This window comes from Lysobacter arenosi (assembly GCF_016613475.2).
Taxonomy (GTDB): domain Bacteria; phylum Pseudomonadota; class Gammaproteobacteria; order Xanthomonadales; family Xanthomonadaceae; genus Lysobacter_J; species Lysobacter_J arenosi.
Genome location: NZ_CP071517.1, coordinates 213,984 through 237,678 on the forward strand (window position 1 = coordinate 213,984; position 23,695 = coordinate 237,678).

30 protein-coding genes, 1 tRNA gene and 1 pseudogene are annotated in these 23,695 nt (G+C 64.2%); 13 read left to right on the forward strand and 19 right to left on the reverse strand.

Annotation, left to right across the window (positions count from 1 at the left end; genetic code table 11):
• Positions 1-15 precede the first annotated feature (15 nt).
• The 5 genes from HIV01_RS01090 to HIV01_RS01110 form a co-directional block, all read right to left on the reverse strand.
• On the reverse strand, positions 16-216 hold the full coding sequence (locus tag HIV01_RS01090) for a hypothetical protein (protein WP_200604446.1): 201 nt from the start codon (positions 214-216) through the stop codon (positions 16-18).
• A gap of 236 nt (positions 217-452) precedes the next feature.
• The gene (locus tag HIV01_RS01095; protein ID WP_200604447.1) at positions 453-836 is read right to left on the reverse strand and encodes an SdpI family protein; all 384 of its coding nucleotides are present in this window, start codon (positions 834-836) and stop codon (positions 453-455) included.
• Entirely contained in the window at positions 833-1,129 is a 297-nt protein-coding gene (locus HIV01_RS01100; RefSeq protein WP_200604448.1) for an autorepressor SdpR family transcription factor, read from the reverse strand. The genes HIV01_RS01095 and HIV01_RS01100 overlap by 4 nt, the downstream gene beginning before the upstream one ends.
• A gap of 320 nt (positions 1,130-1,449) precedes the next feature.
• A complete protein-coding gene (locus HIV01_RS01105) occupies positions 1,450-1,632 on the reverse strand; it encodes a hypothetical protein (protein WP_207527043.1) in 183 nt (60 codons plus the stop codon).
• A 76-nt stretch (positions 1,633-1,708) separates the two neighbouring features.
• Entirely contained in the window at positions 1,709-1,927 is a 219-nt protein-coding gene (locus HIV01_RS01110; RefSeq protein WP_200604450.1) for a hypothetical protein, read from the reverse strand.
• Positions 1,928-2,175: 248 nt separating this feature from the next.
• On the opposite strand from HIV01_RS01110, the gene HIV01_RS01115 reads away from it, so the two are divergent.
• Positions 2,176-3,285, forward strand: a complete 1,110-nt coding sequence (locus HIV01_RS01115; RefSeq protein WP_207527044.1) for a hypothetical protein — start codon at positions 2,176-2,178, stop codon at positions 3,283-3,285.
• Positions 3,286-4,324: 1,039 nt separating this feature from the next.
• Here the strand turns inward: HIV01_RS01115 and HIV01_RS01120 are convergent.
• Positions 4,325-4,891 (reverse strand): hypothetical protein, encoded by a 567-nt coding sequence (locus HIV01_RS01120; RefSeq protein ID WP_200604452.1) that lies wholly within the window; start codon positions 4,889-4,891, stop codon positions 4,325-4,327.
• A 496-nt stretch (positions 4,892-5,387) separates the two neighbouring features.
• Here HIV01_RS01120 and HIV01_RS01125 point away from each other — a divergent pair, with 496 nt between their 5' ends.
• The gene (locus HIV01_RS01125) at positions 5,388-6,107 is read left to right on the forward strand and encodes a phytochelatin synthase family protein (protein WP_200604453.1); all 720 of its coding nucleotides are present in this window, start codon (positions 5,388-5,390) and stop codon (positions 6,105-6,107) included.
• A gap of 123 nt (positions 6,108-6,230) precedes the next feature.
• On the opposite strand, the gene HIV01_RS18275 is transcribed toward HIV01_RS01125, so the two are convergent.
• The gene (locus tag HIV01_RS18275; RefSeq protein ID WP_200604454.1) at positions 6,231-6,500 is read right to left on the reverse strand and encodes a sensor histidine kinase; all 270 of its coding nucleotides are present in this window, start codon (positions 6,498-6,500) and stop codon (positions 6,231-6,233) included.
• Positions 6,501-6,525: 25 nt separating this feature from the next.
• Complete coding sequence (locus HIV01_RS01135) at positions 6,526-7,395, reverse strand: RsbRD N-terminal domain-containing protein (RefSeq protein WP_207527045.1); 870 nt, start codon at positions 7,393-7,395, stop codon at positions 6,526-6,528.
• Between the two features lie 783 nt (positions 7,396-8,178).
• Between HIV01_RS01135 and HIV01_RS01140 the strand changes: the two genes are divergently transcribed.
• Together HIV01_RS01140 and HIV01_RS01145 are read left to right on the forward strand one after the other, a co-directional pair.
• A complete protein-coding gene (locus tag HIV01_RS01140; protein WP_200604456.1) occupies positions 8,179-8,412 on the forward strand; it encodes a hypothetical protein in 234 nt (77 codons plus the stop codon).
• A 78-nt stretch (positions 8,413-8,490) separates the two neighbouring features.
• Positions 8,491-9,012: a hemerythrin domain-containing protein gene (locus tag HIV01_RS01145; protein WP_200604457.1), complete on the forward strand. Its 522-nt coding sequence runs from the start codon at positions 8,491-8,493 to the stop codon at positions 9,010-9,012.
• A 382-nt stretch (positions 9,013-9,394) separates the two neighbouring features.
• Here the strand turns inward: HIV01_RS01145 and HIV01_RS01150 are convergent, their stop codons facing one another.
• From HIV01_RS01150 to HIV01_RS01165, 5 genes and pseudogenes are all read right to left on the reverse strand, one after another.
• The gene (locus HIV01_RS01150; RefSeq protein ID WP_200604458.1) at positions 9,395-10,198 is read right to left on the reverse strand and encodes a cation:proton antiporter domain-containing protein; all 804 of its coding nucleotides are present in this window, start codon (positions 10,196-10,198) and stop codon (positions 9,395-9,397) included.
• Between the two features lie 53 nt (positions 10,199-10,251).
• A pseudogene (locus tag HIV01_RS18280) lies at positions 10,252-10,590 on the reverse strand (cation:proton antiporter domain-containing protein); the annotation flags it as partial.
• 211 nt (positions 10,591-10,801) lie between these two features.
• Complete coding sequence (locus HIV01_RS01155) at positions 10,802-11,107, reverse strand: response regulator (RefSeq protein ID WP_200604459.1); 306 nt, start codon at positions 11,105-11,107, stop codon at positions 10,802-10,804.
• Positions 11,108-11,493: 386 nt separating this feature from the next.
• Positions 11,494-11,730 (reverse strand): hypothetical protein, encoded by a 237-nt coding sequence (locus HIV01_RS01160; protein WP_200604460.1) that lies wholly within the window; start codon positions 11,728-11,730, stop codon positions 11,494-11,496.
• 56 nt (positions 11,731-11,786) lie between these two features.
• Entirely contained in the window at positions 11,787-12,014 is a 228-nt protein-coding gene (locus HIV01_RS01165; RefSeq protein WP_200604461.1) for a hypothetical protein, read from the reverse strand.
• Positions 12,015-12,214: 200 nt separating this feature from the next.
• Between HIV01_RS01165 and HIV01_RS01170 the strand changes: the two genes are divergently transcribed.
• Positions 12,215-12,433, forward strand: coding sequence for a hypothetical protein (locus tag HIV01_RS01170; RefSeq protein WP_200604462.1), 219 nt, complete (start codon positions 12,215-12,217; stop codon positions 12,431-12,433).
• A gap of 102 nt (positions 12,434-12,535) precedes the next feature.
• On the opposite strand, the gene HIV01_RS01175 is transcribed toward HIV01_RS01170, so the two are convergent.
• Positions 12,536-12,611 (reverse strand) — tRNA-Phe (locus HIV01_RS01175).
• A 171-nt stretch (positions 12,612-12,782) separates the two neighbouring features.
• Here HIV01_RS01175 and HIV01_RS01180 point away from each other — a divergent pair.
• Positions 12,783-13,223, forward strand: a complete 441-nt coding sequence (locus HIV01_RS01180; protein WP_200604463.1) for a DUF6491 family protein — start codon at positions 12,783-12,785, stop codon at positions 13,221-13,223.
• A 1-nt stretch (position 13,224) separates the two neighbouring features.
• On the opposite strand, the gene HIV01_RS01185 is transcribed toward HIV01_RS01180, so the two are convergent.
• From HIV01_RS01185 to ftsY, 4 genes are read right to left on the reverse strand one after another with little or no spacing between them, the layout of a single operon-like run.
• Positions 13,225-13,497, reverse strand: coding sequence for an oxidative damage protection protein (locus HIV01_RS01185; protein ID WP_200604464.1), 273 nt, complete (start codon positions 13,495-13,497; stop codon positions 13,225-13,227).
• A 3-nt stretch (positions 13,498-13,500) separates the two neighbouring features.
• On the reverse strand, positions 13,501-14,583 hold the full coding sequence (gene mutY, locus HIV01_RS01190; RefSeq protein ID WP_245156883.1) for an A/G-specific adenine glycosylase: 1,083 nt from the start codon (positions 14,581-14,583) through the stop codon (positions 13,501-13,503).
• On the reverse strand, positions 14,580-15,860 hold the full coding sequence (locus HIV01_RS01195) for an AsmA family protein (RefSeq protein WP_200604465.1): 1,281 nt from the start codon (positions 15,858-15,860) through the stop codon (positions 14,580-14,582). Before HIV01_RS01195 ends, mutY begins: the two co-directional genes overlap by 4 nt.
• Before the next feature lie 17 nt (positions 15,861-15,877).
• Positions 15,878-17,116, reverse strand: coding sequence for a signal recognition particle-docking protein FtsY (gene ftsY, locus HIV01_RS01200; RefSeq protein WP_200604466.1), 1,239 nt, complete (start codon positions 17,114-17,116; stop codon positions 15,878-15,880).
• Between the two features lie 63 nt (positions 17,117-17,179).
• On the opposite strand from ftsY, the gene rsmD reads away from it, so the two are divergent.
• The 7 genes from rsmD to HIV01_RS01235 all read left to right on the forward strand — a co-directional run bounded on the left by rsmD (position 17,180) and on the right by HIV01_RS01235 (position 23,000).
• Positions 17,180-17,782, forward strand: a complete 603-nt coding sequence (rsmD, locus tag HIV01_RS01205) for a 16S rRNA (guanine(966)-N(2))-methyltransferase RsmD (RefSeq protein WP_200604467.1) — start codon at positions 17,180-17,182, stop codon at positions 17,780-17,782.
• A 116-nt stretch (positions 17,783-17,898) separates the two neighbouring features.
• Positions 17,899-18,402: a pantetheine-phosphate adenylyltransferase gene (gene coaD, locus HIV01_RS01210; protein ID WP_158733222.1), complete on the forward strand. Its 504-nt coding sequence runs from the start codon at positions 17,899-17,901 to the stop codon at positions 18,400-18,402.
• Positions 18,403-18,496: 94 nt separating this feature from the next.
• Positions 18,497-18,985 (forward strand): hypothetical protein, encoded by a 489-nt coding sequence (locus HIV01_RS01215; RefSeq protein WP_200604468.1) that lies wholly within the window; start codon positions 18,497-18,499, stop codon positions 18,983-18,985.
• A gap of 202 nt (positions 18,986-19,187) precedes the next feature.
• Complete coding sequence (locus HIV01_RS01220) at positions 19,188-19,442, forward strand: YfhL family 4Fe-4S dicluster ferredoxin (protein ID WP_200604469.1); 255 nt, start codon at positions 19,188-19,190, stop codon at positions 19,440-19,442.
• Positions 19,442-21,163: a gamma-glutamyltransferase gene (gene ggt, locus HIV01_RS01225; RefSeq protein ID WP_425600245.1), complete on the forward strand. Its 1,722-nt coding sequence runs from the start codon at positions 19,442-19,444 to the stop codon at positions 21,161-21,163. The genes HIV01_RS01220 and ggt overlap by 1 nt, the downstream gene beginning before the upstream one ends.
• 203 nt (positions 21,164-21,366) lie before the next feature.
• Positions 21,367-22,257: an MBL fold metallo-hydrolase gene (locus HIV01_RS01230; protein WP_200604471.1), complete on the forward strand. Its 891-nt coding sequence runs from the start codon at positions 21,367-21,369 to the stop codon at positions 22,255-22,257.
• Positions 22,254-23,000, forward strand: coding sequence for a TMEM43 family protein (locus HIV01_RS01235; RefSeq protein WP_200604472.1), 747 nt, complete (start codon positions 22,254-22,256; stop codon positions 22,998-23,000). The genes HIV01_RS01230 and HIV01_RS01235 overlap by 4 nt, the downstream gene beginning before the upstream one ends.
• Before the next feature lie 40 nt (positions 23,001-23,040).
• On the opposite strand, the gene upp is transcribed toward HIV01_RS01235, so the two are convergent.
• Positions 23,041-23,676 (reverse strand): uracil phosphoribosyltransferase, encoded by a 636-nt coding sequence (gene upp, locus HIV01_RS01240; RefSeq protein WP_200604473.1) that lies wholly within the window; start codon positions 23,674-23,676, stop codon positions 23,041-23,043.
• Between the last annotated feature and the right edge of the window lie 19 nt (positions 23,677-23,695).

A 23,695-nucleotide genomic window follows, 5' to 3' on the forward strand; every position in this document is an offset into this window, starting at 1 on the left:
GGGTTCCTGGTTACTTCAGGCCACTTCCAGTTCACTTCCAGGAAGTTCGAGCCTAGCTGATTGCTGTTTGCCCGAATTGGCGGGTCGATCGCCGGCGATCCACGCCTTCGTTGGCTCCTGGATGAGCGCCTTGACCTCGACGTTGAGATCGGCAATTACAAGGGATGTCAGGCAGGCAATTGTTAGTACCAGGTATTGCCTGGACGGCGTAACCATCACGCTGGAATTTCGCAACGCGCGCTACGTTACGCTGGTCGATCCGGAAACGAGGAGCAGGCACTTCCGCCGACCTCCTGGACGAGCCGAATCGGCCGACGCAAGCGCGCTTTCAGCGCCAGGCGCCGGAGGGCCGCCAGACCCCTGAATGGGGCTAGCGGCCCTCTTCATTTGAACGCTACTGACCGGCACCGGCCCGCATGTTCTCGTAGTCAGTGTCGGACTTCTGCAGCGCTTCAGCGGGCGGAATGCGTCTTTGCTTTGCTGCGCAACGACAGGCAGTAGCCGATTGTCACCAGTATTCCCAGGATGACGGCGGCAGATCCTCCCGCTACTGCGACCTGCTTCGGGGCGAACACCCAGAGCGCGGCATAGATCAGTCCACTAAGTGCCATCGACCAGCCGCCGACGCGTGCGGCCTTGCGTGCCAATGCGTTGGGGACGAACTTCTTGGGCATCCGGTTGCCGAACCAGGCCACCATCAAGCCCGTGGCACACATGACGATTCGCGTCACCGTGTCGGCTTCGATGTAGCCCAGCTTGCGCGCGTAACTCGAGGCCAGCGCGAGCACCACGATGCCGACACCCCAGGCGAGGTCTGAAACCAGCTCTTTGTTCACCGTGCCTTCTCCTTCCTGGCCTTCGGTTTCTCGGCGCCAACGCCGAAGGAATGAACGAAGCCGAGCAATGCTTCCTCCAGCACCGACAGCTTCAGGTGGTAGATGACGGACTTCCCCGACTTCTCCGCGTGGACCAGGTCCGCCTCCTTCAACACAGCGAAGTGGGCAGACATCGTCGGCTTGGAGACGTCGAAGTGGTCGCTAAGCTCCCCCGCGGTCAGTGGGCCTTTCCGCAGAAGTTGCAGTACCTGCCGTCGGGTCGGGTCGGAAAGGGCTTTGAACACCTGGCTCATATTGTGATAGTTAGCTAACTATCTAAATGTGTCAAGATGCAAAACCTATCTGGGGAAGGGAAGGCAGCTCCCTTTGCCTTCTAGTACTGTCGGTCGATGAGCAACGCCCACCCATTCCACGCGCCGCCGCGCGACCTGGCGCTGATGCTGGGCTGGCGCCGCCTGGCGGTCGCCGCGCGTGCTCCCGGGCACTGAATCGGAATAACGATCCTTGGGTCGGTAACGCGAGCTCGCCAGTGGCGCACGATTGCATGGCATCGATCCCCAGCCACTAAAGCAGACCCGACCGAAGTCGGGTCCGCATGGCTCTGAAGGAAGCACTAGAAACTGGCGCGCACACCCACGCGGTACTGGTTCCATGATTCGGCGAACTCCAGTTCTGCGACTACGCCCCACGTCCGGCCCAACTTGACCTGAGTGCCGAGCGTGGCCGAGAACCCGCCTTCGAAGTCGCCGCCGCCGAGATACCCGGCCTTGGCCCAACCCTCGAGCCGATCGTCCATCGAGCCACGCAGGCCAAGGGCGAATCTGCTTGCGTTGGAGCTCTGGTCGCGCACGGTCACCGTGTAGGGCGTTGGATCACCGAAGAAGGGCCTGGTGGTGCGGCAGGTGGAAGCGGCTGCCGACTTCGATCGATCCACCGACATACGCGCCGTCGACTTCGGTGTCGTCGCCAAACTCTTCGTCGATGTCGGCCCGATCGTAGCCGCCTTCGACGTAGCTGTAACTCATGCCCTGCGCGGGCGTGGCAAACGGTGCAACCGCAAGCAGCGCGGCTAACGCGAAACGCTTCTTCATGAAGTCCCCTGGTCCTTGTGGAGTTGTCCCCGCCGCGACACGCGGCGGGGCGAAGGTACCAGAAGCTGGAGCCCGGTCTTGGGGCAGGGCTTCCAGATCGCCACAATTCGGCGGCGCCCAGTGACCGCTTCCGACCCGAAGCGGTCGTCAAGCCAGTCTCCGGTGATCCTGGAATCGGAGCGCCTTGCCCGACTTGAAATGCCCCATGCCCGACGGCAGACTCGGCCCGGGGAAACCAGGGGGCAAGGATGAAGCGGATCGCGTGGATTGCGGCGCTGGCGGCGTGCGTGGCAGCGCCAGCCTCGAGCGGGTCGTTTGATGCGAAGGACACCCTCAACCCGGGGGAAGGTATCCTGCTAACGAACATGACCTGCGGAGGCCCGGTGGGTGGCGTGCAGGTCTTTGCCGAAGGCACGTCGAGCGCTGGCTTCTTCGGCCCGCTGAAGGCGGATGGCAGCCTCCACTGCGCCGGTGGCTTCAGGACGATCCGATTGAAGTCCGGTCGCTACTACGTGGGCCAGCTCTACAGCGCCACGGACAATAGCCCGGTGCCACCCGACAAGTCGCCGCACTTCAGCATCGAGGCAGGAAAGCTCAACTACGTTGGCGACCTCTATGCCGGCGGCCCGATCTCCGAGCCACTCGACGACGAAACACAGATGCGCGTGATGGGTCGCGTGCTGACCTTGCTCAACCACGAGCCGCAGATGCGCGAGCGTCTAGCCAAGCCCGAGCATGCATGGTTGGCAGGCTACGAGTTCGTCACAGACAAAAGCCTGGGCCCGATAGTACCGATTGGCGCGATGCCATCGCCAAACTCGCGGCAGATGCAGGTGACCATGCAGATTGGCAAGCCGCGCTGGAAGCGCGGCGAAGACGGCCAGCCGATCGTCTGCAGGCGGCTGTTGCCGCTGCCCGAGGGTGCAACGCCGGTGCCCGGAGAGCCGCGTCCGTGCGACGGCGAGTTCATCACTCCGGCGCAACTCGTCGCCGAGGAGTACGGCGCCTCGGCCACGTTGCGTCGCGTTGAGGTCTTGGATGGGGATGACGGCGCCCTGACGCTTGCCGCAACCGCGACCCCGCCCGGACTGAAGAACACCGAGCGCCGCCAGCTGGAGGTACCCGCCGGGCAGTGGTGGGACGGGCGCCAGGGTAAGGTTGTCTGCTACGACAGCGCCACAACCGGCACCGTGAACATCACCGACGTGAGCGGAACGTGCCCGAAGAAGGCGATCTCGCCACGCGAGTACCTGCGGCGCAAACTTGGCAAGGAAGTTCGCTTTGTCAGCAGCGCCCGGGTAGGCCCCGATGGTGGCCTGCTGCGCATCGACTACGACATCGACGTACCCGTGCAATAGCGCGCGGAGGACATCTGAAGTTGAACGACGGCATCTAGCCGGAACAGGCGTTGGGGAAGGGGCAGCCGGGAAGCTAGTGCTAATGTCCGCTTCCGACCCAATGCGGACATTCAAGGCCAGATGAACTTTCGTAAGGCGGTACTGACTGTAGTCCCAGCGCTCGCCGCGCTGGCCAACTTGTTCGGCAACATTGCTTTCATGGGCACTTTCATTGCTTGTGCCGATTCGCTTACTCCGTGCACTCCAAGCAAAGATCAGATCGTGCTGTCCAGCATTCTTGCGTTTCCGATCTCGCTGTTGCCCGTCAGCCTTGGGTACTTGGGTCTTCTAATCAACGCCGCTCTCTGGGCCGGCGGAGCATACGTCGTTCTCGGGCTGGTGCTCCGTAAAGCCGAAGCTGCCTACTGGCCGAAGCACGTTCGGAAACTCGACACGAGGCCGAACAAGCGGGCATCCGCTACATGCCCGTCCACACCGCGTCTAACGGCGCGCGTGTCCTGATGGATCTGGCCGCTTAACTAGCCCCGCTAGTCGCCAAATCCAAAGACATTCGTCTCGTGAAACTCAATGGCTTGCCCTTCCGCAAGCCCGTTGTACTCAATCGCCGGACCGGGCTCAAGGCCGCGGAGTACTGTGGCGTCGCCCTGTCCACCTTCCGCGATGGCTACCGTTCGCTAGGGATCGCTCCGCGCAGATTCCTTGGCAAGAAGCTTTACTCGCGTGCCGATCTCTTTGCAGCGATCGACAGATCGCCGGCTTGGGAAGCCAGTCGCCGACCGCCGGCCAGCGATTCCGGCCTGCTGGCCAACCTAAGACCAGTTCGGCAACGTCCCTACAAGCCACGAAAAAGCACGTCGCAGCCTGTGGCCGAGCTGATGCAGGCGGATTCCACGTTGGCCCGCCGCTTAGGTGGAGAGCGACTGAGACCGTACAAACCCCGCAAAAGGAAGGATCCCACCAATCCCTAAGGATTGGTGCGGTTAGCTTGCCCAAGGGAAGCTGGAGCGAAGTAGCTTCGTCCAAAAATGGGAAACGACGCCTACGATCTCTTGCGTCGAAAAGAGTCTCTGTACGATACGTACAGCTCGCGCTCAAACGCTACGCGTTGATCCCAGTCTTTCGGCAGGTCCGGAAAGCGAGGCAGGGCGCTTATAAGGTCTTCCACAGCATTCGTTGCGATATTCGCCCAGCTAGCATCGTGGGGCTTATAGCTGAGGTCGGAGAGGATGAACACTCCTTGCTCGGCTTCCAATGAATATCGCAGATGGACTTGATGCCTTCCAAGTAGCGCCTTAACGCGCTCGAAGATCGGGGATGCGCTCGATTGATGAGCCAGATCTGCCAGGTCGTCAATCTTGTGTCCTTGGCCGTTGCGGAAGCCCCTTAGCATCTCTGCCGCTGGGGGCGGATTCGAGGCAGCGCATATGTGCGCTTTGAGCGCGCATTCTGCGGCCATGAGCAGGTCTGTGAAGCACTTGAACTTCCACGCCGAGTGCTCCATGACGTTGCAGGTCATCAAATAGCGATCGAAGAACTGCTTGGCGTCCAAGGCGTAGTAGGCGCCTAAGCGCAAATGGACCGTTAGTTGGAGTGGCTGATCATTCATGGCGGGGAATCGTAGCGCGCATACACTCGCCGCACGTACCTCCCACGACCGTCTCCGTGCCCCAGGTCCATCGAGGTCTGTGCCTCGGCCTCTCCCTTGCTGAAGCCATCCGCCTGATACAGGTCCAACAGGTCGCAGGCGTAGGCGTATCGCAAGGCGTGTGCCTGCAGGCCTAATTGCTCCGTAATGTGCCGATTGACCGTGTTTCGATACCAGTCATCGCGGCCTCAAACTCCGCTTGTCGTCACGCGGCGATGGCACGGCCCCTTGCTGCATATTCAGGTTCCCCACGTCAAAGCCAGCCATCGCGTGGCTGAAATTCGGACCCTGAGTGCACGGAAAGCTTAGGGGGAGGCGGGCGTTCCAGTCTTAAGGGCCAGACGACCCGAACCAGGCGCGTTCATTCACGGGCTTCACCCTCACGTCATTCGCGTCGCGATCTGCTCCAGTAGCGGGGATAACCCGAACATGCCGAGCCGCAACTGCGATGGGTCCTATGATTGCCGGTCTTTCCGTTTTCACCGCCGCGGCGATCGCGCTGGGAAGCGGTATCGTGTGGAATCGCTACTTGCGAGAACCCCAGCAGCATCTGGAACCGATGCCGGCGCATCTGGTGGTGCTGGACACGCCTGCCGGTCGGGCGCTGCTGGCTGGCAGCGACGCCGTGGCTGACTTCGATGAGTTGCGCGCACACTTTGTTCCGCAATCCCGGCGCGCATACTGCGGCGTTGCCAGCGCGCTGACCACACTCAATGCCGGAGGCGCGCGGCTCGATGAAGCGGCGCTATTCTCCCATCCCAACGTGGATTCGCATCCGTTGAAGGTGAGCTTCACCGGGATGTCGCTGAGGCAACTGGGCACGCTAATGCGCGCGCACGGAGCGCGTGTCGATATCGTGCATGCCTCCGACGCGAACCTGGACGACTTCCGCCGGGTGGTTCGTCAGAACCTCGCGCGCGAAGGCGATTTCCTGATCCTCAACTATGAGCGCGAACTCCTCGGCCAACCGCCCATGGGCCACATCTCTCCCGTCGCTGCGTACCACGCAGACAGCGATCGGCTACTCGTGCTCGACGTCGCGGCGCATAGGTACCCTCCGACTTGGGTCCCCCTGGAGGGCATGTGGAATGCGATGAGGGCACCTCTCAACGCTGGCACCACGCGCACGCGCGGCTTCTTGGCTGTGCACGACAACGCACCGAACCACTCAGAGTGAAGGGGGCACTGCGGCCCCTAAGCATTCAATGGAGGAGGCGCGAACGGAAGCGTCTGGTCGAAAGCGGTCGTTGGTCATCCACCGGTCGACCGCATTCCCCACCGAATCCCGAAAAGTGCCCGTTTACGCCGAATGCGGTAGTGGAGCGGCAGGTGTTGTCGACACCGAATGCCGCGGAAGGTCAATCGTAAAAACGCAACCCGAACCTGGGACGTTTCGCACACTGAGAATGCCCCCGTTAGCCTCGATGCTCCGCCGGGAGATCGACAGGCCCAATCCCAGACCGCTTCGGTCTTCAGCCCCTTGAGTGAAAGCCTCAAACATCTTCTCCGCGTCGCCTGGTGGGAGACCTCCGCATTGGTCCTCGACGTCGATCAAGACGCGATCAGCCATCGCATATGCATTGAGGCTGACTTCGCTATGGGGGTGCGAAAACCTTGAAGGCGTTCTGGAGGAGATTTCCGGCCGCTGCCAGGATCAGGTCCCGATCCACATCGAGCGCCAACAACGGATCGACGTTGGAAACATTCAACTTGCAGCCTCTTACGTCTGCTTCAAGCGATGCAGATAGCTTCAGCTCGGCGAGGAAGTCGCCAACGGAGAAGAGCCGATTCTGCAATGGCATGCCCGCTGTCATTCGGACCTCTGCCAATGAACGATCGATTAGATTGCTCAAGCCAACCAGGGCCCGGTCGAGCACGACACCCGTTGCGCCACCTAAGCCAACACTGCCGCCCTTTATGACGGAAAGTGCCAGGGTGGCTGTACACAGCTGATTGCGCAGTTCGTGGGCAAAGAATCCAAGTCTCTCGTTGAGCGCGAGAGCCTGCTTATCGGCGACGATAAAGTCGCGCTGATAGCCGAATTCGGTAACGGCGTTCGCGATGGCATTGTCCAGGCAACGGTTGAGTGTCCTGAACTCATCAATGCTGATTGCCGCATCCTGTTCGAATGCCAGGTCGGTGATTGCCTGGCATAGGTCGCCGTAGTCGTGGACTACTTCTTCGATAGTGAACCCTTGTTGCATCAACTCCTTGCCGTGCTGTGCTGCCGATTCGCCAATCTCCGACAGCGCTGGCTTTCCACCGCCGGAGCGACCAGAAACTTTCCGACTCCGCATCGGATCCGAGGTCATCTCTAACGCGAGTGTCCTTATGACCTGATCGAGGAACACGGTGATCCCGTGTTCTAACTCTTTCCCGGCGGTACCGGCCGGCGCCCGTTCGGCTACCTTCACCCTGCAGCGAGCTATCAACTGGTCTCGATTCGCGGTGAGGAACTGGTGCATCATCCCGCCACTGTACTCTTGGGACTGATCGCGCGGCGTCGAGAGACCGCATCGGGCAGCAACCAGCGCGCCCTAACCCGCTGAGGCTTCGCCGTTCTCGCGCTGCTGGAGAATCTTGGGCACCTGCGCGTCGGATACCACTGAGCGGTCCGGCGGAATCCGCATTCAGCCAGACGGGTGGGTCCGCTTCTCATGCGATGCCGACTGATTAATTTTTCGTTCACCGGCGCCAGAGTCGACTGTCCGCTTCGGCCTGAGCAGCTACAAAGAGATTGGATGGTGATGCCGCAGCCTTCGGCTTCCCAAAGGGTTCCTGAGCGTCACCGCTGGCCTACAGTGCGCGACCAAGCCACCATGGGCTTGGTGGGTAGCAGAAGGCCACGGCTTGCCAGGCACAAAGCCGGCTCACTGCTTCAGGGCATTTATCAGGTCAGTGCGGATCGCGATCGGATCGATCTGCACTCCTAAGACTGTCAGGCACGACTCGCAACAGAACGCGATGGTCTTCCATTGCTTACCCATGGGGACGCTGGCTTGGATGATGCTGATCTTGGCCGTGAGTACCGGCTGTTCACACTTCGGACACTTGCCGTGCATTGCACTCTCCTCGAGGGCCTCGGGACCATGCTACGCCTGAGTTGTCTCGTGCCGCGCCGAGCTTGTTCTGGAGCTTCACATCGCCGAAGAGGTCCCAGGGGCATAGTCCAAATCGCGAGGCCGGGTGCGCGGGTGCGGCCATTCAGAGCCATTTTCTGCCGCGGATCTGAAAATCGGGGATGGAACGTGCAAAACGAAGTGTTGTTGGACGGGGACAGCTTGTTCGTGAAGGTGATTGACGGGCGCAGGCACGTGATCAGAATCGGCGCAGCAGTGGGTACGGTTGCGTTTACCGGCCCGGAGTACTTCTATGACCTTGAGTCGAAGTACTCCGCTTCTGAGCTAAGGTGGATGGAGAACAGGTTCCTGGCGCACAAGAAGCGAATGATGCTGGAACTTGCGGGCGCTGCGGCGCGTTGATTCAGGCTCCTCACGGGTCTGTCATGGCGGCACGCCTAGGTTGAAAGGCGTGATTCTCACGCATAGGTTTGACACGACATGACACGCGACATTCTTAAGACCCTCAAGACCGAGCATGACGAACTGCGCGGGCTTTTCGCGGAACTGAAAGAGACCACTGATCGTGGCGTCAAGAAGCGGGAAGGCCTGCTGGAGAAGATTGAAGAGGCCCTCATTCCGCACGCGAAGTGGGAGGAAAAGGTCTTCTATCCGGCGTTCAAGGAGCGCGCAGACCGTGAAGGTCTGCAGACGCTGGCAGAGGCGATCTCGGAGCATCACGCTGTTGAGAACTCGGTGATTCCGGAGGTGCACGCCGCCGATCCGAGTACTCCGGAGTTCGCTGGACGGACCAAGGTCTTTGGTGAGTTCGTCGATCACCATGCCAAGGAAGAGGAGAAGACGATGTTTAAGATGGCGCGGGAGATGTTCTCCGCGAACGAACTCGCCCAGTTCGATGAGCAGTACGAAGACTGGAAGCAGTCCGACGCTGCCAGTGCTCTCATAGCAATGGAAAAGACCAAAGCAGGTGTCAAGGGCGCGGTTAAGGCAATGGCCCAGTGAGGTCGACACGAGCGGGTTCCGATGGCAGTAGGACATGACCGAGCAGTTGATTCGCGTCCGTACTCGGCGCTGATCCGCGCTATCGGCGAGCAGGCTCGAGAGCTGTATCCGGACTCAACCTGGAAAGTTGCCTCAAGGAAACTCGAGCAACTTTGGCGGTCGTATGTCAGCGCGACCGGGATCGGGTGGGAAGCTGTCGAACCCAGGATTCATCAAGCTTGGGAGGATTCAGACCTCCCGGTAGACCCCTCCCAAGCGCGAAGGGATCTCGACCACGGGAGGTAAGGTCACCCGCCTGGTCGTACTAGACGGAGCTGACCACTACCTTGAGTCAGTAGCGATTACGTTGGTCAGCCAAGCCAATTCCATCTCGCTCGTAGCTTCAATTGCTCCTGGCCTGTGGCGGTCGGCGTGCGCGGCGGTTCCGTATGCGGTCGAGCATGTCCATGACCCAGCCTGCGCTGACTCCATGTAGCAGGATCGACAGCAGCACTACCAGCGCCACCACTGACCACAGGGCTTGCGTGCCCTCGAATTGCGCATGGTTAAAGGCGAATGCCAGGTAATACAACGAGCCAATCCCGCGTACACCGAAGATGGCAATGGCCCAGCGCTCGCGGCGCGTCAACGCGGTGCCCAGCAGGGCGAGCCAACCAGCCAGGGGGCGCACACCCAGAACGAAGATTGCTGCAAAGGTGATTTCTCGCCAGCCTAATCCCCGCAGTATTCCTCCCGCAACCGCCCCGCCCAGCAGTAGCAGCAGCAATGCAGTCAGCAGCTTCTCGCACTGTTGCGCGAAGAGATCCAAGGTGGCGTGGTACTCGTGGTCGTGCTCGAGCTGACGCACCACCAGCGCGCCGACGAAGACCGCCAGAAAACCATAGGTATGGCACAACTCGGCCACGCCATAGACGATCAAAGTGATGGCAAGCGCGGTTAGGCCGTCGCTGCTCGTGGACAAGTTCGGAGCGCGTTCGCTGCGGAAGATCAGGTGCATTAGACCGTAACCCACCGCCGCGCCGATGCCGATGCCACCGAGCACCCGCCATAGCACGTCCAGCGCCAGCCACCGGCCCCAGTCCATCGGTTCGCCTGCTGCATCCAGAGCCAGGGCCACCGCGAGCCACACGAACGGGAAGGCCAGACCGTCATTGAACCCAGCTTCGGACGTGAGCGCAAAGCGCACCGGATCCTCGCCTCCCTCCCCGGGGGGGGGTGCACCTGCACATCGGCGGCCAACACCGGATCAGTGGGGGCCAGAACTGCAGCCAGGAGTAGAGCGCTCGCCACCCCGTAGCCGAGCCAAGCCTGTCCCAACCACCAGCCCGCTAGGATTGTCGCCGGCATCGTGATGGCCAACAGTCGCCAAGTCAGAGTCCAACGCCGCCAGCCGAAGCGTGTGTCGATGCGAAGTCCCGCTCCGATCAGCGCCACAAGTACCGCTAGCTCGGTGAGATGCTCAGCGAGTCTTGGGAAACGCAACGGATCGGGTGGTGGGAGCGGCAAGGGCAACGCATAGAGGCCCAGTCCTGCGAGTACGTAGATGATCGGCAAGGTCAGCGGGCGACGACGGATCAGGTGCGGCCAACCATGCCGCCCCCAGGAGGGCGCCTCCTACTACAGCTAAAGCCAATTTGTAGCCATCCATTCGATACGGACTAGTAGGAACACTGTTCCGTTGTAGCGGACGTAGTGACAGCAGAGCGTCAAGGCTTGCAACCCGGTGTGGCTGCCGCTGCGGTTTGCTGCCACGTGGACTGCGGTCCTGGCGGCTGGCGCGCGCCCGCTGTTACGGCCTTAGTTCCTTCAGGATAAGAATTAGACGATCTAAGTCGTAAGGCTTCTGCAGATAGGGTTCATTTGCGAAGGCCTCTGGCAAGAGATTCTGGTCACGAGCGCTGGTGAAGAAGAACCGAAGCCCTATGTCCACCAAATGATGGGCGAAACCAAAAGACAGCTCTTTGCCGATCTCGATGTCGAGCATTGCCACGTCGAAGGATACGGTGCTGACCGCCTCGGATGCGCTGGCTATCGTCGAGGCATGAAAAGTGTCGTGGCCCTCGGCATCCAAAGCCAGCACTACGCACGCAGCCATCAGTGCATCGTCTTCTAGGAGGAGAATGCGCACAGCGCTCCCAAAGCTTTACGCCTGGAATGGTCCGCCGCACTGCCCGCTTGGGTAATACTGGCGCGGCAGTCCTGGGTCATAAGCATCTGCACGGCTTAGCCTCATCATCTCGCATAGAGCTGCACGGAGGCCCGGATGGCAAGACTGGGATGACACCAGTCCGATGCACGAGCAACGTTACGCACTAAAAGGTAGCGGCAAGTGACGACCCAGTCATTGCGGCGTTGCGCGTTACGTGGAGTTAAGCCGCCCAGCAGTCGTAGAAGGGGATGGCGCGCTTGTCTTCAAGGATGTCGAAAAATTGTCCCTGGAGCCGCTTGGTCCCCCGTACACAGTAGCCAACGCAACTATGGCTAGGTGTTATCCCTTGGCGCGAACAGCAGTTCGGCGACAGTGTTCAGCCCTTTCAGGAATTCAGCCCGAACTGCCGGACTGAGGTCACTCTGGCGATAACGCTCATCGTGCGCGGCTACTCCCCGAAGGGCCGTCGCGCAGATGGCTTCGCGTGAAGGGGAGGCATCAATGATCGCCCACAGAGCCCATTGCATGGCCGTCAACTGGCCTTCGAGGAAAGCTTCTTTCTCGTCCATTTGCACTCCTTCGGGTCGCCCAAAGGCGAAGGTGGCAGTGCTGGTCAGGGCAGGGCCTAGTCGTCTTTCAGCGTGACCGGCCCCAATCCGTTGGCTATTGCGATTGCCAGCAGTCGCGCCGAGACATAGCTGCTTTCTGTCCCGGCCTGAACGCGGATCGCATCCGCAGCCGACGCGAATGCGACCAATAAGTCGTCGCGATCGGGATATGTCGTGCGCATGAGGACTATGGCCTCATCCAACGAGGCCAGGAGCCTGTCGAGTTCTGCGCGTGAAAGCTGCATGGACCGGACGCCAACGACCTGGCGAGCACAATGTTTACTCGCCTAGGAGGCATTTTCAACTTCTCGTGCGGATCAATGGCCCTAGGTCGCCACCGGCCCTTGGACGCGTCGTCACAACCCCGTCCGCACTACTCAGGCCCACTTGGGGTATGAACTTGGACCATGGATATCGAAAGACGGAACGCAAGGCGAGTAGGCGCGTGTGGCAGGGCGCCGTGGTTGCGATAGCGGCGCTGATCCTCAACGGACTTCTTGCCATGATCAGCAACGGGGCAGGGGGCCTCCTGCGTCCAGTCGTCGAGGTCCTCGGATGGGTCGTTCCGATCGGGCTGTTCGCGCTTGCATTCGCGCTGGTCATCAGCGGCACGTGGACGATTTGGCGACTTCGTGGGGATTTCCGCTCGGCCCATGAGGGCTGATCGAATCGCCGTGCTCCCCCGGTGCTCCCCCGGACGTGGTGAGAGCCAAGAACGAAAAAGCCCAGTAGGGCCTGAGAGCCTTACTGGGCTTACGTTTAATCATGGTGGCCGGGGAGGGAATCGAACCCCCGACACGGGGATTTTCAATCCCCTGCTCTACCAACTGAGCTACCCGGCCATTCCGCGACGGTCAGGCCGTGCGAGGAGCGGAATGATACGGATCACGGGCGGGCATGGCAAGCCGGATGTGCGCTGAACGGGTTCGCGGGCCGCTGCGGCGCCGGCAGCGGGGCGGTGCAAGATTGGGGCGTGTTCTTCCACAGGCAGCCCGTGGCTGCAGGAGAGCGTCATGAAAGCCCTTGTCTTCGCTTGCCTGGCCGCGCTGTTCGCCAGCGGCTGCGCCAGCCAGTCGCGCATAAGCGATGCCGACAAGTTGCAGCTGTACCGCGCCCATGCCGGTGCGCCGGTTCCGAACTTCCAGTACTTCGGTCGCCTCGATGGCTGGACGCCCCTGGGCGAGACCGCGCTGGCGGTGTGGACCAAGCCCAGCGAGGTCTACCTGCTCGAACTCAAGAACACCTGCCAGGACCTGGATTTCGCCCAGGCCATCACCGTGACCAACCAGTTCGGGCGGGTCTACCAGAACTTCGACAAGGTCATCGTGCTGGGGCAGGGCGCCAACCAGATCCCGTGCTGGATCAAGGAAATCCGTCCGGTCGACGCCAAGGCGCTGAAGCAGGCCGAAAGCGAGAAGCGCGCCGCGCAGGTCGCCGAGCGCGAGAAAACCTGACTCAGGCTTCCGGGGCGACGTAGCCCGCGGGTTTGGCCGCGTCGCCGCCGAACAGGAACTTCTCCATCTCGCCTTCGAGGAAGGCGCGGTGCTTGGGGTCGAGCGGCGACAGCCGGTTCTCGTTGATAAGCATGGTCTGGTGCGCCAGCCACGCCGCCCAGGCGGGTTTGCCGATGTGGGCGAAGATGCGCTTGCCCAGCTCACCCGGCCACGGCACGTAGTCCAGGCCTTCGGTTTCGCGCTTTTCGTATTCGCAGTAGACGGTGCGGGGCATGGTTCAGGGTTCCCGGGCGCTGGCTTCCAGCAGTTTGCGGATCGGTGCTGGAATGCCGATCGCGCCGAGTTCCTCGCGTGCGACCCAGCGCAGGTCGTCATTGTCGCCGATCCGGCCGCGCAGCGCGGTACCGCGCCAGCGCAGCGGCTGCAGTTGCAGCTTGTAGTGGCTGAAGGCGTGGTCGATGGCGGGCAGCTTCTGTGCGTGTGAGAACTCGCCCGTGAGGTGCTGCTGGAACCAGTCCTGCGCCAGCGTGTCGTCCTCGGCCTGCGGCAGGGTCCACAGCGATGCCCAGATGCCGCTCGGCGGTCGCCGCTGCAACAGGATGCGACCGTCACTGTCTTCGGCCCACAGAACATGCGCGTACTTCTGCGGCGGTGTCTTGCCGGGCTTGGGCGTGGGCAGGTCAGCGACGCGGCCTTCGCGGCGGGCGACGCAGTCGTCCTGCATCGGGCACAACACGCAGGCCGGGTCGGCGCGCGTGCAGAGTGTTGCGCCCAGGTCCATCTGCGCCTGGGTGTAGTCGGCCATCCGCAGCGGCGGCAACTCCGCGCGGGCGACATGGTCCTCGGCCAGCGACCAGAGTTTCTTTTCGACTGCGGGCAGGCCGGGATAACCGTCAATGCCGTGGTAGCGCGTGAGCACGCGCTTGACGTTGCCGTCGAGGATCGCGCAACGCTCGCCCCACGCCTGCGACGCGATCGCCGCCGCGGTGCTGCGGCCGATGCCGGGCAGGGCGGTGAGTGCGTCGAGATCGCGCGGCAGGTCGCCGTCGTGCAGTTCGACGCAGCGCTTGGCCGCGGCGTGCAGATTGCGTGCGCGGGCGTAATAGCCCAGGCCCGACCACAGCGCGAGCACGTCGTCGAGCGGCGCGGCGGCGAGGTCGCGCAGGGTTGGCAGCGCCGCGACGAAACGCTCGAAGTAGGGCGCGGCGGTCTTGACCTGGGTCTGCTGCAGCATGATCTCCGACAGCCACACCCGATACGGCGAGCGTGGGTGCTGCCAGGGCAGGTCATGGCGACCACTGACGTCGAACCAGGCAAGCAGGCGCGTGGCGAACGGGTCCACGGATGTCGTGGTGCTCACGGCGTCATCGCCTCGCCTGGGGATGGAGCGAAGTCGACTTCCACGCCTTCAAGCGTCCCGCCGGCAATATCCAGCTTCGGCGTCGACAGATGCCCGGCCAAGGGTGGCAGCGGTGTCCCCTGGTCGATGGTGTCGATCCACGTCAGCACTTCCGGCAGGCGGAAGTGACCGTCGAAGTGGGTCTCATCGCGCTGTAGTTGCAGCGCACTGGTGTCGGACAAGTCGGCGCGGCCTCGATATTCGTACTTGAATGGAAGTGCCGACACCGATGATTCCAGCGGTTCGGGCAGTGCCGGCCAGGCTTTCGGCCAGTCGGCGATCATGCCGTCCAGTCGCAACGCCAATGCGTCGCCAAATGCGAATCCGCCCCGTGCATGAAAGCTCGGCATGGCGTCGCGTCCGCGCAGGGCGAAGCCTAGCGGCGTCATGGTCACTTCGCCCGAATGCAGGCGCAGCGGGCCGGCCAGACCGAACACGAACGGCAGTTCGGTTTCGCCGTTGCGATAGCGCGCGACCGCGCCAAGTCGGATGACGTCGACCCCCATGCCATCGTCGCCGTCGCGCACGCGCCCGGACAACGTCAGTCGCATCGGCAGCGACCATGGCGGTGATTCGACGCCGACATCGCCGCTCAGGCCCAGGCCGGCGTTGACGGCGAAGCGGGTCAGCGCTGCATCGAGGTCGAACGGCGCGGCGAGTGTGCCGCTGATGAAACGTCCACGCAGGTGTGCGCTCAGGGCGCGGTCGGGATAAAGCGCAGGCAGGTCGATGTCGAGCGCATCGACCGACCAGCCATCGCCGATGACGCGACCACGCTGCAGGCGCATACCCTCGGTGAGCGTCGGGATCCGCGTCTTCGACGGAGGCCGCGTGGCCTGCCAGCGCTGCAGTGCCGCGAGGTCCAGTTGCGGCGCGTCCAGTTCGATGCGGCGAACCGTGAGGTCGTCACCGGCGGCGCGGATGGTGGCCCATGGCAGTTCGAGCTGGATGCGCTCGGCGCGCAGCAGTGGCGTGGGCGCACCGGGTTGGCGGGCGACGACATCACGAAGCAGCAGCATCGGCGTGCCGCGCAGCCGGTACTCGCTGGCGCCGGCGGCAGTGATCTCCAGGCCGAGGGCATTGCCGGCCTGGGAGAGGATCAATCCGGCGACGCGACTGGGTTGCCCGACCCAGCGCAATGCGAGCACGAACAGGGCGAGCGCGACGACCAGCGCGATCAGAACAAGATTGCGGCGGCGCGAAGGGCGACGCGGGATGGCGGGTTCCGGCGTGGCCATGCGTGGCGTCGGCCGCGTCAGGCGCCGAGCGAACCCGGCAGCAGGGCGTCGACGAAGGCCTCGGCATCGAACACGCGCAGGTCTTCCGGACGCTCACCGATTCCGGCGAAACGGATCGGAATGCCGAACTCGCGAGCGAGCGCGAACACCACGCCACCCTTGGCGGTGCCGTCGAGCTTGGTCACGACCAGGCCCGTTACGCCAACCGCGGCATGGAACTGGCGCAACTGGGAGAGGGCGTTCTGGCCGGTGGTGCCGTCGATCACCATCAAGACCTCGTGCGGTGCGTTGACGTCGATCTTCTGGATCACACGCTTGATCTTGCCCAATTCGGCCATCAGGCCCTGCTGGGTGTGCAGGCGGCCGGCGGTGTCGGCGATCAGCACCTGCGTGCCGCGCGCCTTGGCGGCCTGCAGGGCATCGAAGGCCACCGACGCAGCGTCGGCGTTTTGGCCCTGGGCGACGACCGGCACGCCGTTGCGATCGCCCCAGGCCTGCAGCTGGGCGACGGCGGCGGCGCGGAAGGTGTCGCCGGCGGCGAGCATCAGCGGGCGGTTCTCGTCCTTGAAGCGCTTGGCGAGCTTGCCGATCGTGGTGGTCTTGCCGACGCCGTTGACGCCGACGGTGAGCAGCACGAAGGGCTTGGCGTTGGTGTCGATCTGCAGTGGCTGCGCGACCGGAAGCAGCATCGCCAGCAGGTCCGCGCGCAACGCGGCCAGCAATGCGCGGGCATCGGCGAACTCGCGCGCCTTCATGCGCTTGCGCAGCGATTCGATCAGCTCGGTGGTCGCGCCGACGCCGACGTCGGCGGTGATCAGCGCGGTCTCGATCTCGTCGAGCAGGTCGTCGTCGAGCTTGGGATTGCGCGAGAACAGGCCGCTGAAGCTGCGCGCGAAGCTGCTGCCGCGCAGGCGCTCGCGCCAGCCGGTCTTGCCCGGCGCGGCAGGGGCGACGATGGGATGGGTGGCGAGGGCGGCTTCGGGCGGAAGCGAAAGTTGCGGTTCCGGCTCGGCGGCTTGGGTCTGGACCGGCTCGACGTCGAGTGCGGCGGCGATGATCTCGGCGGGTACCGGCTCGGGTTCGCGGTGCTCGGGCTGCGGCGGCTCGACGACCGGTTCGGCGTCAGTCGCCTCGGCTTCGAGCGGTGCCGGGAAAGCCGCGGCAAGTTCCTCGGTGCTGTACGCGCCCTCGCTTGTGCCCGGCTTTGCCGCTTCGGCTGGAGTCTGGGGTTTCTTGCGGCGGAAAAAACTGAGCATCGAGGGCAATGGGGGAATGCGCGAGAATGCACACATGCTAGCACCGGCCCCCTCCCGACCCCGATGAACAAACCGCCCCGACGCCTTCCCGGCACCGTCGCGATGCCGGCCACTGCGGCCGCGGGCAAGGTGCGCCTGATCGGTGGACGCTGGCGCGGCACGCGCCTGACCGTGCCCGCTGTCGACGGTCTGCGGCCAACCTCGGACCGCGTCCGCGAGACCCTGTTCAACTGGTTGATGCCGATGCTGCCCGGCGCCCGCGTCCTTGATGTGTTCGCCGGCAGTGGCGCGCTGGGCATGGAGGCGCTTTCGCGCGGTGCCGCCAGCGCGGTGCTGGTCGAGCGCGACGCGGGCCTGGCCAATGCCCTGCGCGAACTGGCCGCGCGCCTGCCCGGCGGGGAGGCAGCGACGGTCGTCCAGGGCGACGCGCTGTCCTGGCTGGCGGGGCAGGCCGGGGCGGGTTTCGACCTGGCGTTCCTGGATCCGCCTTTCGCCGCCGGCCTGTGGGACAAGGCGTTGCCGCTGGTCGTGGCCACGCTCGGGCCCGACGCCTGGCTGTACGTCGAGGCACCGCATGACGCAGCGCCGCAATTGCCGCCGGACTGGCGCCTGCACCGCGAGGGGCGGACGCGGGAGGTGCGTTTTGCCCTCTACAAGCGGAGTTAGGCGGACGTCGTCGCAGGGGTAGGGGCGACGGAATACTGTGTCGCAGGCGGGCCGGGCCTGCCGGCGCCACCCGGTTTTCCGCCACTGTTACACTTCGGCCACCTGTCGACGACCGAATGACCGTGGCCCGAAACCGAATCGCCGTATACCCCGGCACCTTCGACCCGATCACCAACGGCCATATCGACCTGGTCGACCGCGCAGCGCCGCTGTTCGAGCGGCTGATCATCGGTGTCGCCGAAAGCCCGGGGAAGAGCCCGGCGCTGCCACTGGACCTGCGGGTCGAGCTGGCGCGCAAGGCGGTCGCCCATCACGCCAATGTCGAGGTCCGCGGATTCGACAGCCTGCTGGCGCACTTCGTCGACCAGGTCGGCGGTGGCGTGCTGCTGCGCGGGCTGCGCGCGGTGTCGGACTTCGAGTACGAGTTCCAGCTGGCCAGCATGAACCGCCACCTGATACCGGAAGTCGAGACGCTGTTCCTGACACCTGCCGAGCAGTACGGCTTCATTTCCTCTTCGCTGGTGCGCGAGATCTCCCGCCTGGGCGGCGATGTCTCGGGTTTCGTGCCGCCGGCGGTAGCCGCAGCGTTGCAGGCGCAATGGCAACGCAACCACCGTTGATCCGCGACGGCGTCCGCGCGGACGCGCTCAAAGCATCCAGAACCTCCACCAGTTCCACCATTACACAAACCTAAAGTCACCGAAGGGGACCCCGATGAAGACCACCACCCGCCTGTTGCTGCTCGCTTGCCTGTCCATGCCGCTGCTCGTTGCCTGCAACAAGGGCGAAGACAAGCCCGCCGTCGTCGAAGCGCCGCTGGTCGCGCCGACCACCAATGAAGGCGCTGCCTGGGACACGTACCTGACCGAAGTGGTCAAGCGCAACATCGAAGGCGCCACCAACGTCTACCTGTACACCCTGCCGGACCCGGCCGGTGCCGACTTCGAGGGCGAGTACGCACGCCAGCTCGAGAAGGCGCAGGGCGACGTCGCCCGCGGTGGCGTCGAGGGCACGCTGCTGGCTTTCGGCTCGCAGAACTCGCCCAAGTCGGCTGACCTGGCGATCGCCTCGTTCGCCGGTGCCCAGGCGGGCACGATGAAGGGCGTGCGCGTGATGTTCATCGGCGCCAGCGCCGACAGCGAGCGCGTCAAGGCTGCCGTCGAGCCGTCGGGCGCGAAGTACGAGTTCATCGAAGCCAAGTGACGATTCCACGCGGGGCCGCCCAGCGGCCCCGCCTTTGTGGAATCGTCATCCCCGCGAAGGCGGGGATCCAGGGACGTTGCTTTTGCCCGTTGCGGCACGCATATCAGAAGCCAGCGCCCCTGGATTCCCGCCTTCCCGGGAACGACGAGAAGTAGTGGCCTGATGGAATGAGTCTCCCCCTGCCGTCGGCCTGAGTCCCCCCATGTCCCTCAAGATCAACGAGCTCTGCGTCAACTGCGATGTCTGCGAACCGGCCTGTCCGAACCAGGCGATTTCGCAGGGCGAGACCATCTACGTGATCGATCCGGCGCGCTGCACCGAATGCGTCGGCCATTTCGACGAACCCCAATGCGTGGTCGTCTGTCCCGTCGAGTGCATCGACCCCGACGCGGACCACCCCGAAACCAACGAACAGTTGCTGGCCAAGCTCGCGCGCCTGCAGCAGGAGCTGAAATGATGCGTCAAGCGTTGCGTGCGCTGGTGAGCGCCAGTGTGTTGTCCGCCGGTCTCCTGCTCACCGCGACGCTGCCGCTTCACGCAGCGCAGAAAGCCGCCAGGCCTGCCGGCCATCCGCCGGGCGTCGCGATCGCCAGTGCCCACGCGCTGGCCACCGATGCCGGCATGGAGATGATCCGCGCCGGCGGCAACGCCTTCGATGCCGCGGTCGCGGTGTCGGCAACGCTGGCAGTGGTCGAGCCGATCAGCTCGGGCATCGGCGGCGGCGGCTTCTTCCTGCTGCACGATGCGAAGAGTGGCAAGGATGTCTTCGTCGATGCGCGCGAGACCGCAGTCGCCGCGTCGACGCCAGCGGCGTACCTCGACGACAAGGGCGAGCTCAACCGCGACCGCGCCACCAATGGCCCGTGGTCGGCCGGCATCCCGGGCCTGCCTGCGGCGCTGGTGCATGTCTCGGGCAAGTACGGCCGGTTGCCGCTGAAGACGACGCTGGCGCCTGCGATCCGCATCGCGCGCGAAGGCTTCGAGGTCTATCCGCGCCTGGAACGTGGTTACGGCAGTCGTCGCGAGGTCATGGAGCGTTACCGCGGCACGCGCGAGGTGTTCCTTGCCGACGGCAGCCCGCTCAAGGCCGGCGAGATCCTCAAGCAGCCGGACCTGGCCCGCACGCTGGAGCTGCTGGCCGACAAGGGCTTCGATGGCTTCTATCACGGCGAAGTCGCCGCCAAGTTGCTGGCCGCGGTGAAGGAAGAAGGCGGGCAATGGCGCGCCGACGAGCTGGCGGGCTATCGCGTCAAGGAACGCGAGCCGCTGCACTTCCAGTACCGCGACTGGACCGTCACCACCGCGCCGCCGCCGTCGTCGGGTGGCGTGGCGCTGGCGGAGATGCTGCAGATGCTGTCGGGCTGGGACCTGTCCAAGCTCGACCAGGCGCATCGCACCCACCTGATCACCGAGGCGATGCGTCGCGCCTTCCGCGACCGCACGATCTACCTGGGCGATCCGGACTTCGTGAAGATGCCGCTGGCGCGACTGACCAGTGTCGATTACGCCGCCGGGTTGCGCGCGACGATCCACCCGGAGAAGGCCACGCCCAGCGATCTGCTGCCGGGCCAGCCGGCACCGCTGGAAGACGACGAAACCACGCACTTCTCGATCATCGATGCCGCCGGCAATCGCGTATCGACCACGCAGACCGTGAACCTGCTCTATGGCTCGGGCATGGTCGCGCCGGGTACGGGTGTGCTGCTCAACAACGAGATGGACGACTTCGCCCTGCGTCCGGGCACGCCCAACGCGTTCGGTGTGATGGGCTTTGCCGCCAACGCGCCGGCAGCGGGCAAGCGCATGCTCAGCTCGATGACGCCGAGCTTCATCGAATCCAAGGACAAGCTGGCCGTGATCGGCGCACCCGGTGGCAGCCGCATCATCACCGAAGTGCTGCTGGGCATCCTCGGCTACGACGCCGGCCTGGGCGCGCAGGAAGTTGCCGCACTGCCGCGCATCCACCACCAGTGGATGCCGGACGTGATTTCCGCCGAGAAGGGCACGCTGGACGCGCAGACGGTGACGGCGCTGGAAGCGATGGGGCACAAGGTCAATGCCGGCGAAAACACCTGGGGCAACCTGCAGACGGTGTCCTGGGACAAGCGCAGCAACGTGCTCGAAGCCGGCACGGACCCGCGCAACCCGGTAGGCAAGGGTGCCGTAGAGGGGCGCTGAGCCCGCTTCGATCACTGGCCCCGGCAAACCCCCGATACCGTTCGTCCTGAGCGTAGCGCCAAAGGCGCGAAGTCGTAGGACCAAGTCGCTGGCGGTTTCCGGGTTCCCGATCCTTCGACTTCGCTGCGCTACGCTCAGGACGAACGGAGATTCGTTGAATTGAGCTATCGCGAACCTAACGCGAGGGGAGTTACCCTAGTCCCATGAAACTCTGGTCAATTCTCGGCAACAGCCAGAAGCTCGATGGCGGTGCGATGTTCGGCAATGCGCCGCGCGCGATGTGGGCCAAATGGTCCGCGCCCGACGAGCAAAACCGCATCGAACTGGCCTGCCGCGCGCTGCTCGCCAGCCCGCTTGCCGGCAAGACCGTGCTGTTCGAAACCGGCATCGGTGCGTTCTTCGAGCCGAAGCTGCGCGAGCGCTACGGCGTAGTCGAAGACCAGCACGTGCTGGTGCAGTCGCTGGCAGCGGCAGGCTTCGCCCCGGAAGATGTCGATGTGGTGGTGCTGTCGCACCTGCACTTCGATCATGCCGGCGGTCTGCTCGCGCCGTGGAAGGAAGGCGAGGCGCCGAAGCTGCTGTTCCCGAACGCGACCTATGTCGTCGGTCGCGAGCATTACGAGCGCGCGCTGAACCCGCATCCGCGCGATCGCGCGAGCTTCATTCCGGAACTGCCCGGCCTGCTCGAAGCGACCGGTCGTCTCGAACTGGTCGATGGCGAGTACTCGCGCACGCTCGGCAAGACGGTGCGCTTCCACTACAGCGACGGCCATACGCCGGGACTGATGCTGGCCGAGATCGTCGGCCCCGACCAGGTCGACGGCGAGACGCACGGCGGCGTGGTGTTCTGCGCCGACCTGATCCCGGGACGGCCGTGGGTGCATGTGCCGATCACGATGGGTTACGACCGCAACGCCGAGTTGCTGATCGACGAGAAGAAGGCCTTCCTCGCCGACAAGCTGCGTCGCAACGTCCATCTGTTCTTCACCCACGATCCGCAGTGCGCGCTGGCGCAGGTCACCCAGGACGACAAGGGCAAATTCGGCACGACCCACGAGGTGGCCGAACTGCAGGCGAGGGCGCTGGGCGCATGACGCGGCCCGGAGCGACAGCCTGGCTGTCGCTGGCCTGCGCGCTGGCCATGGGCGCAGCGTGCTGCGGCAAGGCATGGGCACAGCCTGCGGTCGTCGATGATTCGCTCGATCCACCACAAGCCGGAAAGGCACTGCGCGACCGCGATTTCGGCGTTGGCACGCGCGGCTTTGGCCTGGATCGCAGGGTCGAGATGTATCAGTGGCGTGCCGACCGCGACGCCTACACGCGCGTGTGGAACACGGCTGCGATCGACTCGTCGCACTTCGCGCCGGGGCACGCCAATCCGAAGAAGCTGCCGTTGGACAACCGACGCTGGTGGTCCGACGACGCGACGCTGGAAGGCAAGCCGATCGACCTGGCGGTGCTGCAGACGCTGGGCCAATGGCGCGTGTTCCGACCCAACTTCTCGCGCCTGCCGGCGAACCTGGCGGCGTCGTTCCAGCCCGAAGGCGACGGCCTGGGCAGTGCCGAGAATCCGCTCGATCCGCAGATCGGCGACATCCGCATCACCTGGCGCGAGCTGAGCCTGCCGCCGCTGGAAGGCAAGGTGGAACTTCGCGGTGATCGCTGGGTGCTGTCGCCGGAAGCCGCCGCGCAGGCATTGAGTGCGGAGCGCGCATCGACGGTCGTGGAATTGCCGCCGGGGACGGACCAGCGGCTGTTGCCGTGGTTGCTGGGCGCGGCGGCGATGCTGCTCGTCGCTGCGCTGGTGTGGCGGCGCGTGCGACGCAGGCGCGGCTAGTTCCCCGTCATACCGGCGAAAGCCGGGATGACGATAGGACTCAGCCGTTGTGCCGCGTGCCGAAGATCTTGTCGCCGGCGTCGCCCAGGCCCGGCAGGATGTAGCCGACGTCGTTGAGGCGGTCGTCGATCGAGGCGGTGTACACCTCGACGTCCGGGTGGCGGCTTTCGAGCACGCGCAGCCCTTCCGGCGCCGCGACCAGGAACAGTCCCTTGATGCGCTTGCAGCCTGCCGCCTTGAGCATGTCGACGGTGGCGACCAGCGTGCCGCCGGTGGCCAGCATTGGATCGAGGATCAGCGCGGTGCGTTCGTCCATGCGACCGGTGAGTTTTTCGTAGTAGCCGACCGGCTCCAGCGTGCGCTCGTCGCGCTGCAGGCCGACCACGCCGACCTTGGCGGCGGGGATCAGCTCGAGCACGCCTGGCAGCATGCCCAGCCCGGCGCGCAGGATCGGCACCAGGGTCACCTTCGCGCCCTTGATGCGGCGCGTCTTCACCGGCCCGGCCCAGCCTTCGACCATGACCTCCTCGGTCTCCAGGTCGGCGGTGGCCTCGTAGGTGAGCAACGTGGCCACTTCGGACGCGAGCTCGCGGAATTCCTTGGTGCTGATGCCGGCCAGGCGCATCAGGCCCAGCTTGTGCTGCACCAGCGGGTGGCGGACTTCGATGATCTTCATCGCGCAAGCCTAGCGCAGC

What these genes read in the sequence shown, in the direction of transcription:
- HIV01_RS01090 (WP_200604446.1), bottom strand. Translation starts at nt 216, where the DNA reads ATGGTTACGCCGTCCAGGCAATACCTGGTACTAACAATTGCCTGCCTG.
- HIV01_RS01100 (WP_200604448.1), bottom strand. Translation starts at nt 1,129, where the DNA reads ATGAGCCAGGTGTTCAAAGCCCTTTCCGACCCGACCCGACGGCAGGTA.
- HIV01_RS01105 (WP_207527043.1), bottom strand. Translation starts at nt 1,632, where the DNA reads ATGGACGATCGGCTCGAGGGTTGGGCCAAGGCCGGGTATCTCGGCGGC.
- HIV01_RS01110 (WP_200604450.1), bottom strand. Translation starts at nt 1,927, where the DNA reads ATGAAGAAGCGTTTCGCGTTAGCCGCGCTGCTTGCGGTTGCACCGTTT.
- HIV01_RS01115 (WP_207527044.1), top strand. Translation starts at nt 2,176, where the DNA reads ATGAAGCGGATCGCGTGGATTGCGGCGCTGGCGGCGTGCGTGGCAGCG.
- HIV01_RS01120 (WP_200604452.1), bottom strand. Translation starts at nt 4,891, where the DNA reads ATGAATGATCAGCCACTCCAACTAACGGTCCATTTGCGCTTAGGCGCC.
- HIV01_RS01125 (WP_200604453.1), top strand. Translation starts at nt 5,388, where the DNA reads ATGATTGCCGGTCTTTCCGTTTTCACCGCCGCGGCGATCGCGCTGGGA.
- HIV01_RS18275 (WP_200604454.1), bottom strand. Translation starts at nt 6,500, where the DNA reads ATGGCTGATCGCGTCTTGATCGACGTCGAGGACCAATGCGGAGGTCTC.
- HIV01_RS01135 (WP_207527045.1), bottom strand. Translation starts at nt 7,395, where the DNA reads ATGCACCAGTTCCTCACCGCGAATCGAGACCAGTTGATAGCTCGCTGC.
- HIV01_RS01145 (WP_200604457.1), top strand. Translation starts at nt 8,491, where the DNA reads ATGACACGCGACATTCTTAAGACCCTCAAGACCGAGCATGACGAACTG.
- HIV01_RS01155 (WP_200604459.1), bottom strand. Translation starts at nt 11,107, where the DNA reads ATGGCTGCGTGCGTAGTGCTGGCTTTGGATGCCGAGGGCCACGACACT.
- HIV01_RS01160 (WP_200604460.1), bottom strand. Translation starts at nt 11,730, where the DNA reads ATGGACGAGAAAGAAGCTTTCCTCGAAGGCCAGTTGACGGCCATGCAA.
- HIV01_RS01165 (WP_200604461.1), bottom strand. Translation starts at nt 12,014, where the DNA reads ATGCAGCTTTCACGCGCAGAACTCGACAGGCTCCTGGCCTCGTTGGAT.
- HIV01_RS01180 (WP_200604463.1), top strand. Translation starts at nt 12,783, where the DNA reads ATGAAAGCCCTTGTCTTCGCTTGCCTGGCCGCGCTGTTCGCCAGCGGC.
- HIV01_RS01185 (WP_200604464.1), bottom strand. Translation starts at nt 13,497, where the DNA reads ATGCCCCGCACCGTCTACTGCGAATACGAAAAGCGCGAAACCGAAGGC.
- HIV01_RS01195 (WP_200604465.1), bottom strand. Translation starts at nt 15,860, where the DNA reads ATGGCCACGCCGGAACCCGCCATCCCGCGTCGCCCTTCGCGCCGCCGC.
- ftsY (WP_200604466.1), bottom strand. Translation starts at nt 17,116, where the DNA reads ATGCTCAGTTTTTTCCGCCGCAAGAAACCCCAGACTCCAGCCGAAGCG.
- rsmD (WP_200604467.1), top strand. Translation starts at nt 17,180, where the DNA reads ATGAACAAACCGCCCCGACGCCTTCCCGGCACCGTCGCGATGCCGGCC.
- coaD (WP_158733222.1), top strand. Translation starts at nt 17,899, where the DNA reads ATGACCGTGGCCCGAAACCGAATCGCCGTATACCCCGGCACCTTCGAC.
- HIV01_RS01215 (WP_200604468.1), top strand. Translation starts at nt 18,497, where the DNA reads ATGAAGACCACCACCCGCCTGTTGCTGCTCGCTTGCCTGTCCATGCCG.
- HIV01_RS01220 (WP_200604469.1), top strand. Translation starts at nt 19,188, where the DNA reads ATGTCCCTCAAGATCAACGAGCTCTGCGTCAACTGCGATGTCTGCGAA.
- ggt (WP_425600245.1), top strand. Translation starts at nt 19,442, where the DNA reads ATGCGTCAAGCGTTGCGTGCGCTGGTGAGCGCCAGTGTGTTGTCCGCC.
- HIV01_RS01230 (WP_200604471.1), top strand. Translation starts at nt 21,367, where the DNA reads ATGAAACTCTGGTCAATTCTCGGCAACAGCCAGAAGCTCGATGGCGGT.
- HIV01_RS01235 (WP_200604472.1), top strand. Translation starts at nt 22,254, where the DNA reads ATGACGCGGCCCGGAGCGACAGCCTGGCTGTCGCTGGCCTGCGCGCTG.
- upp (WP_200604473.1), bottom strand. Translation starts at nt 23,676, where the DNA reads ATGAAGATCATCGAAGTCCGCCACCCGCTGGTGCAGCACAAGCTGGGC.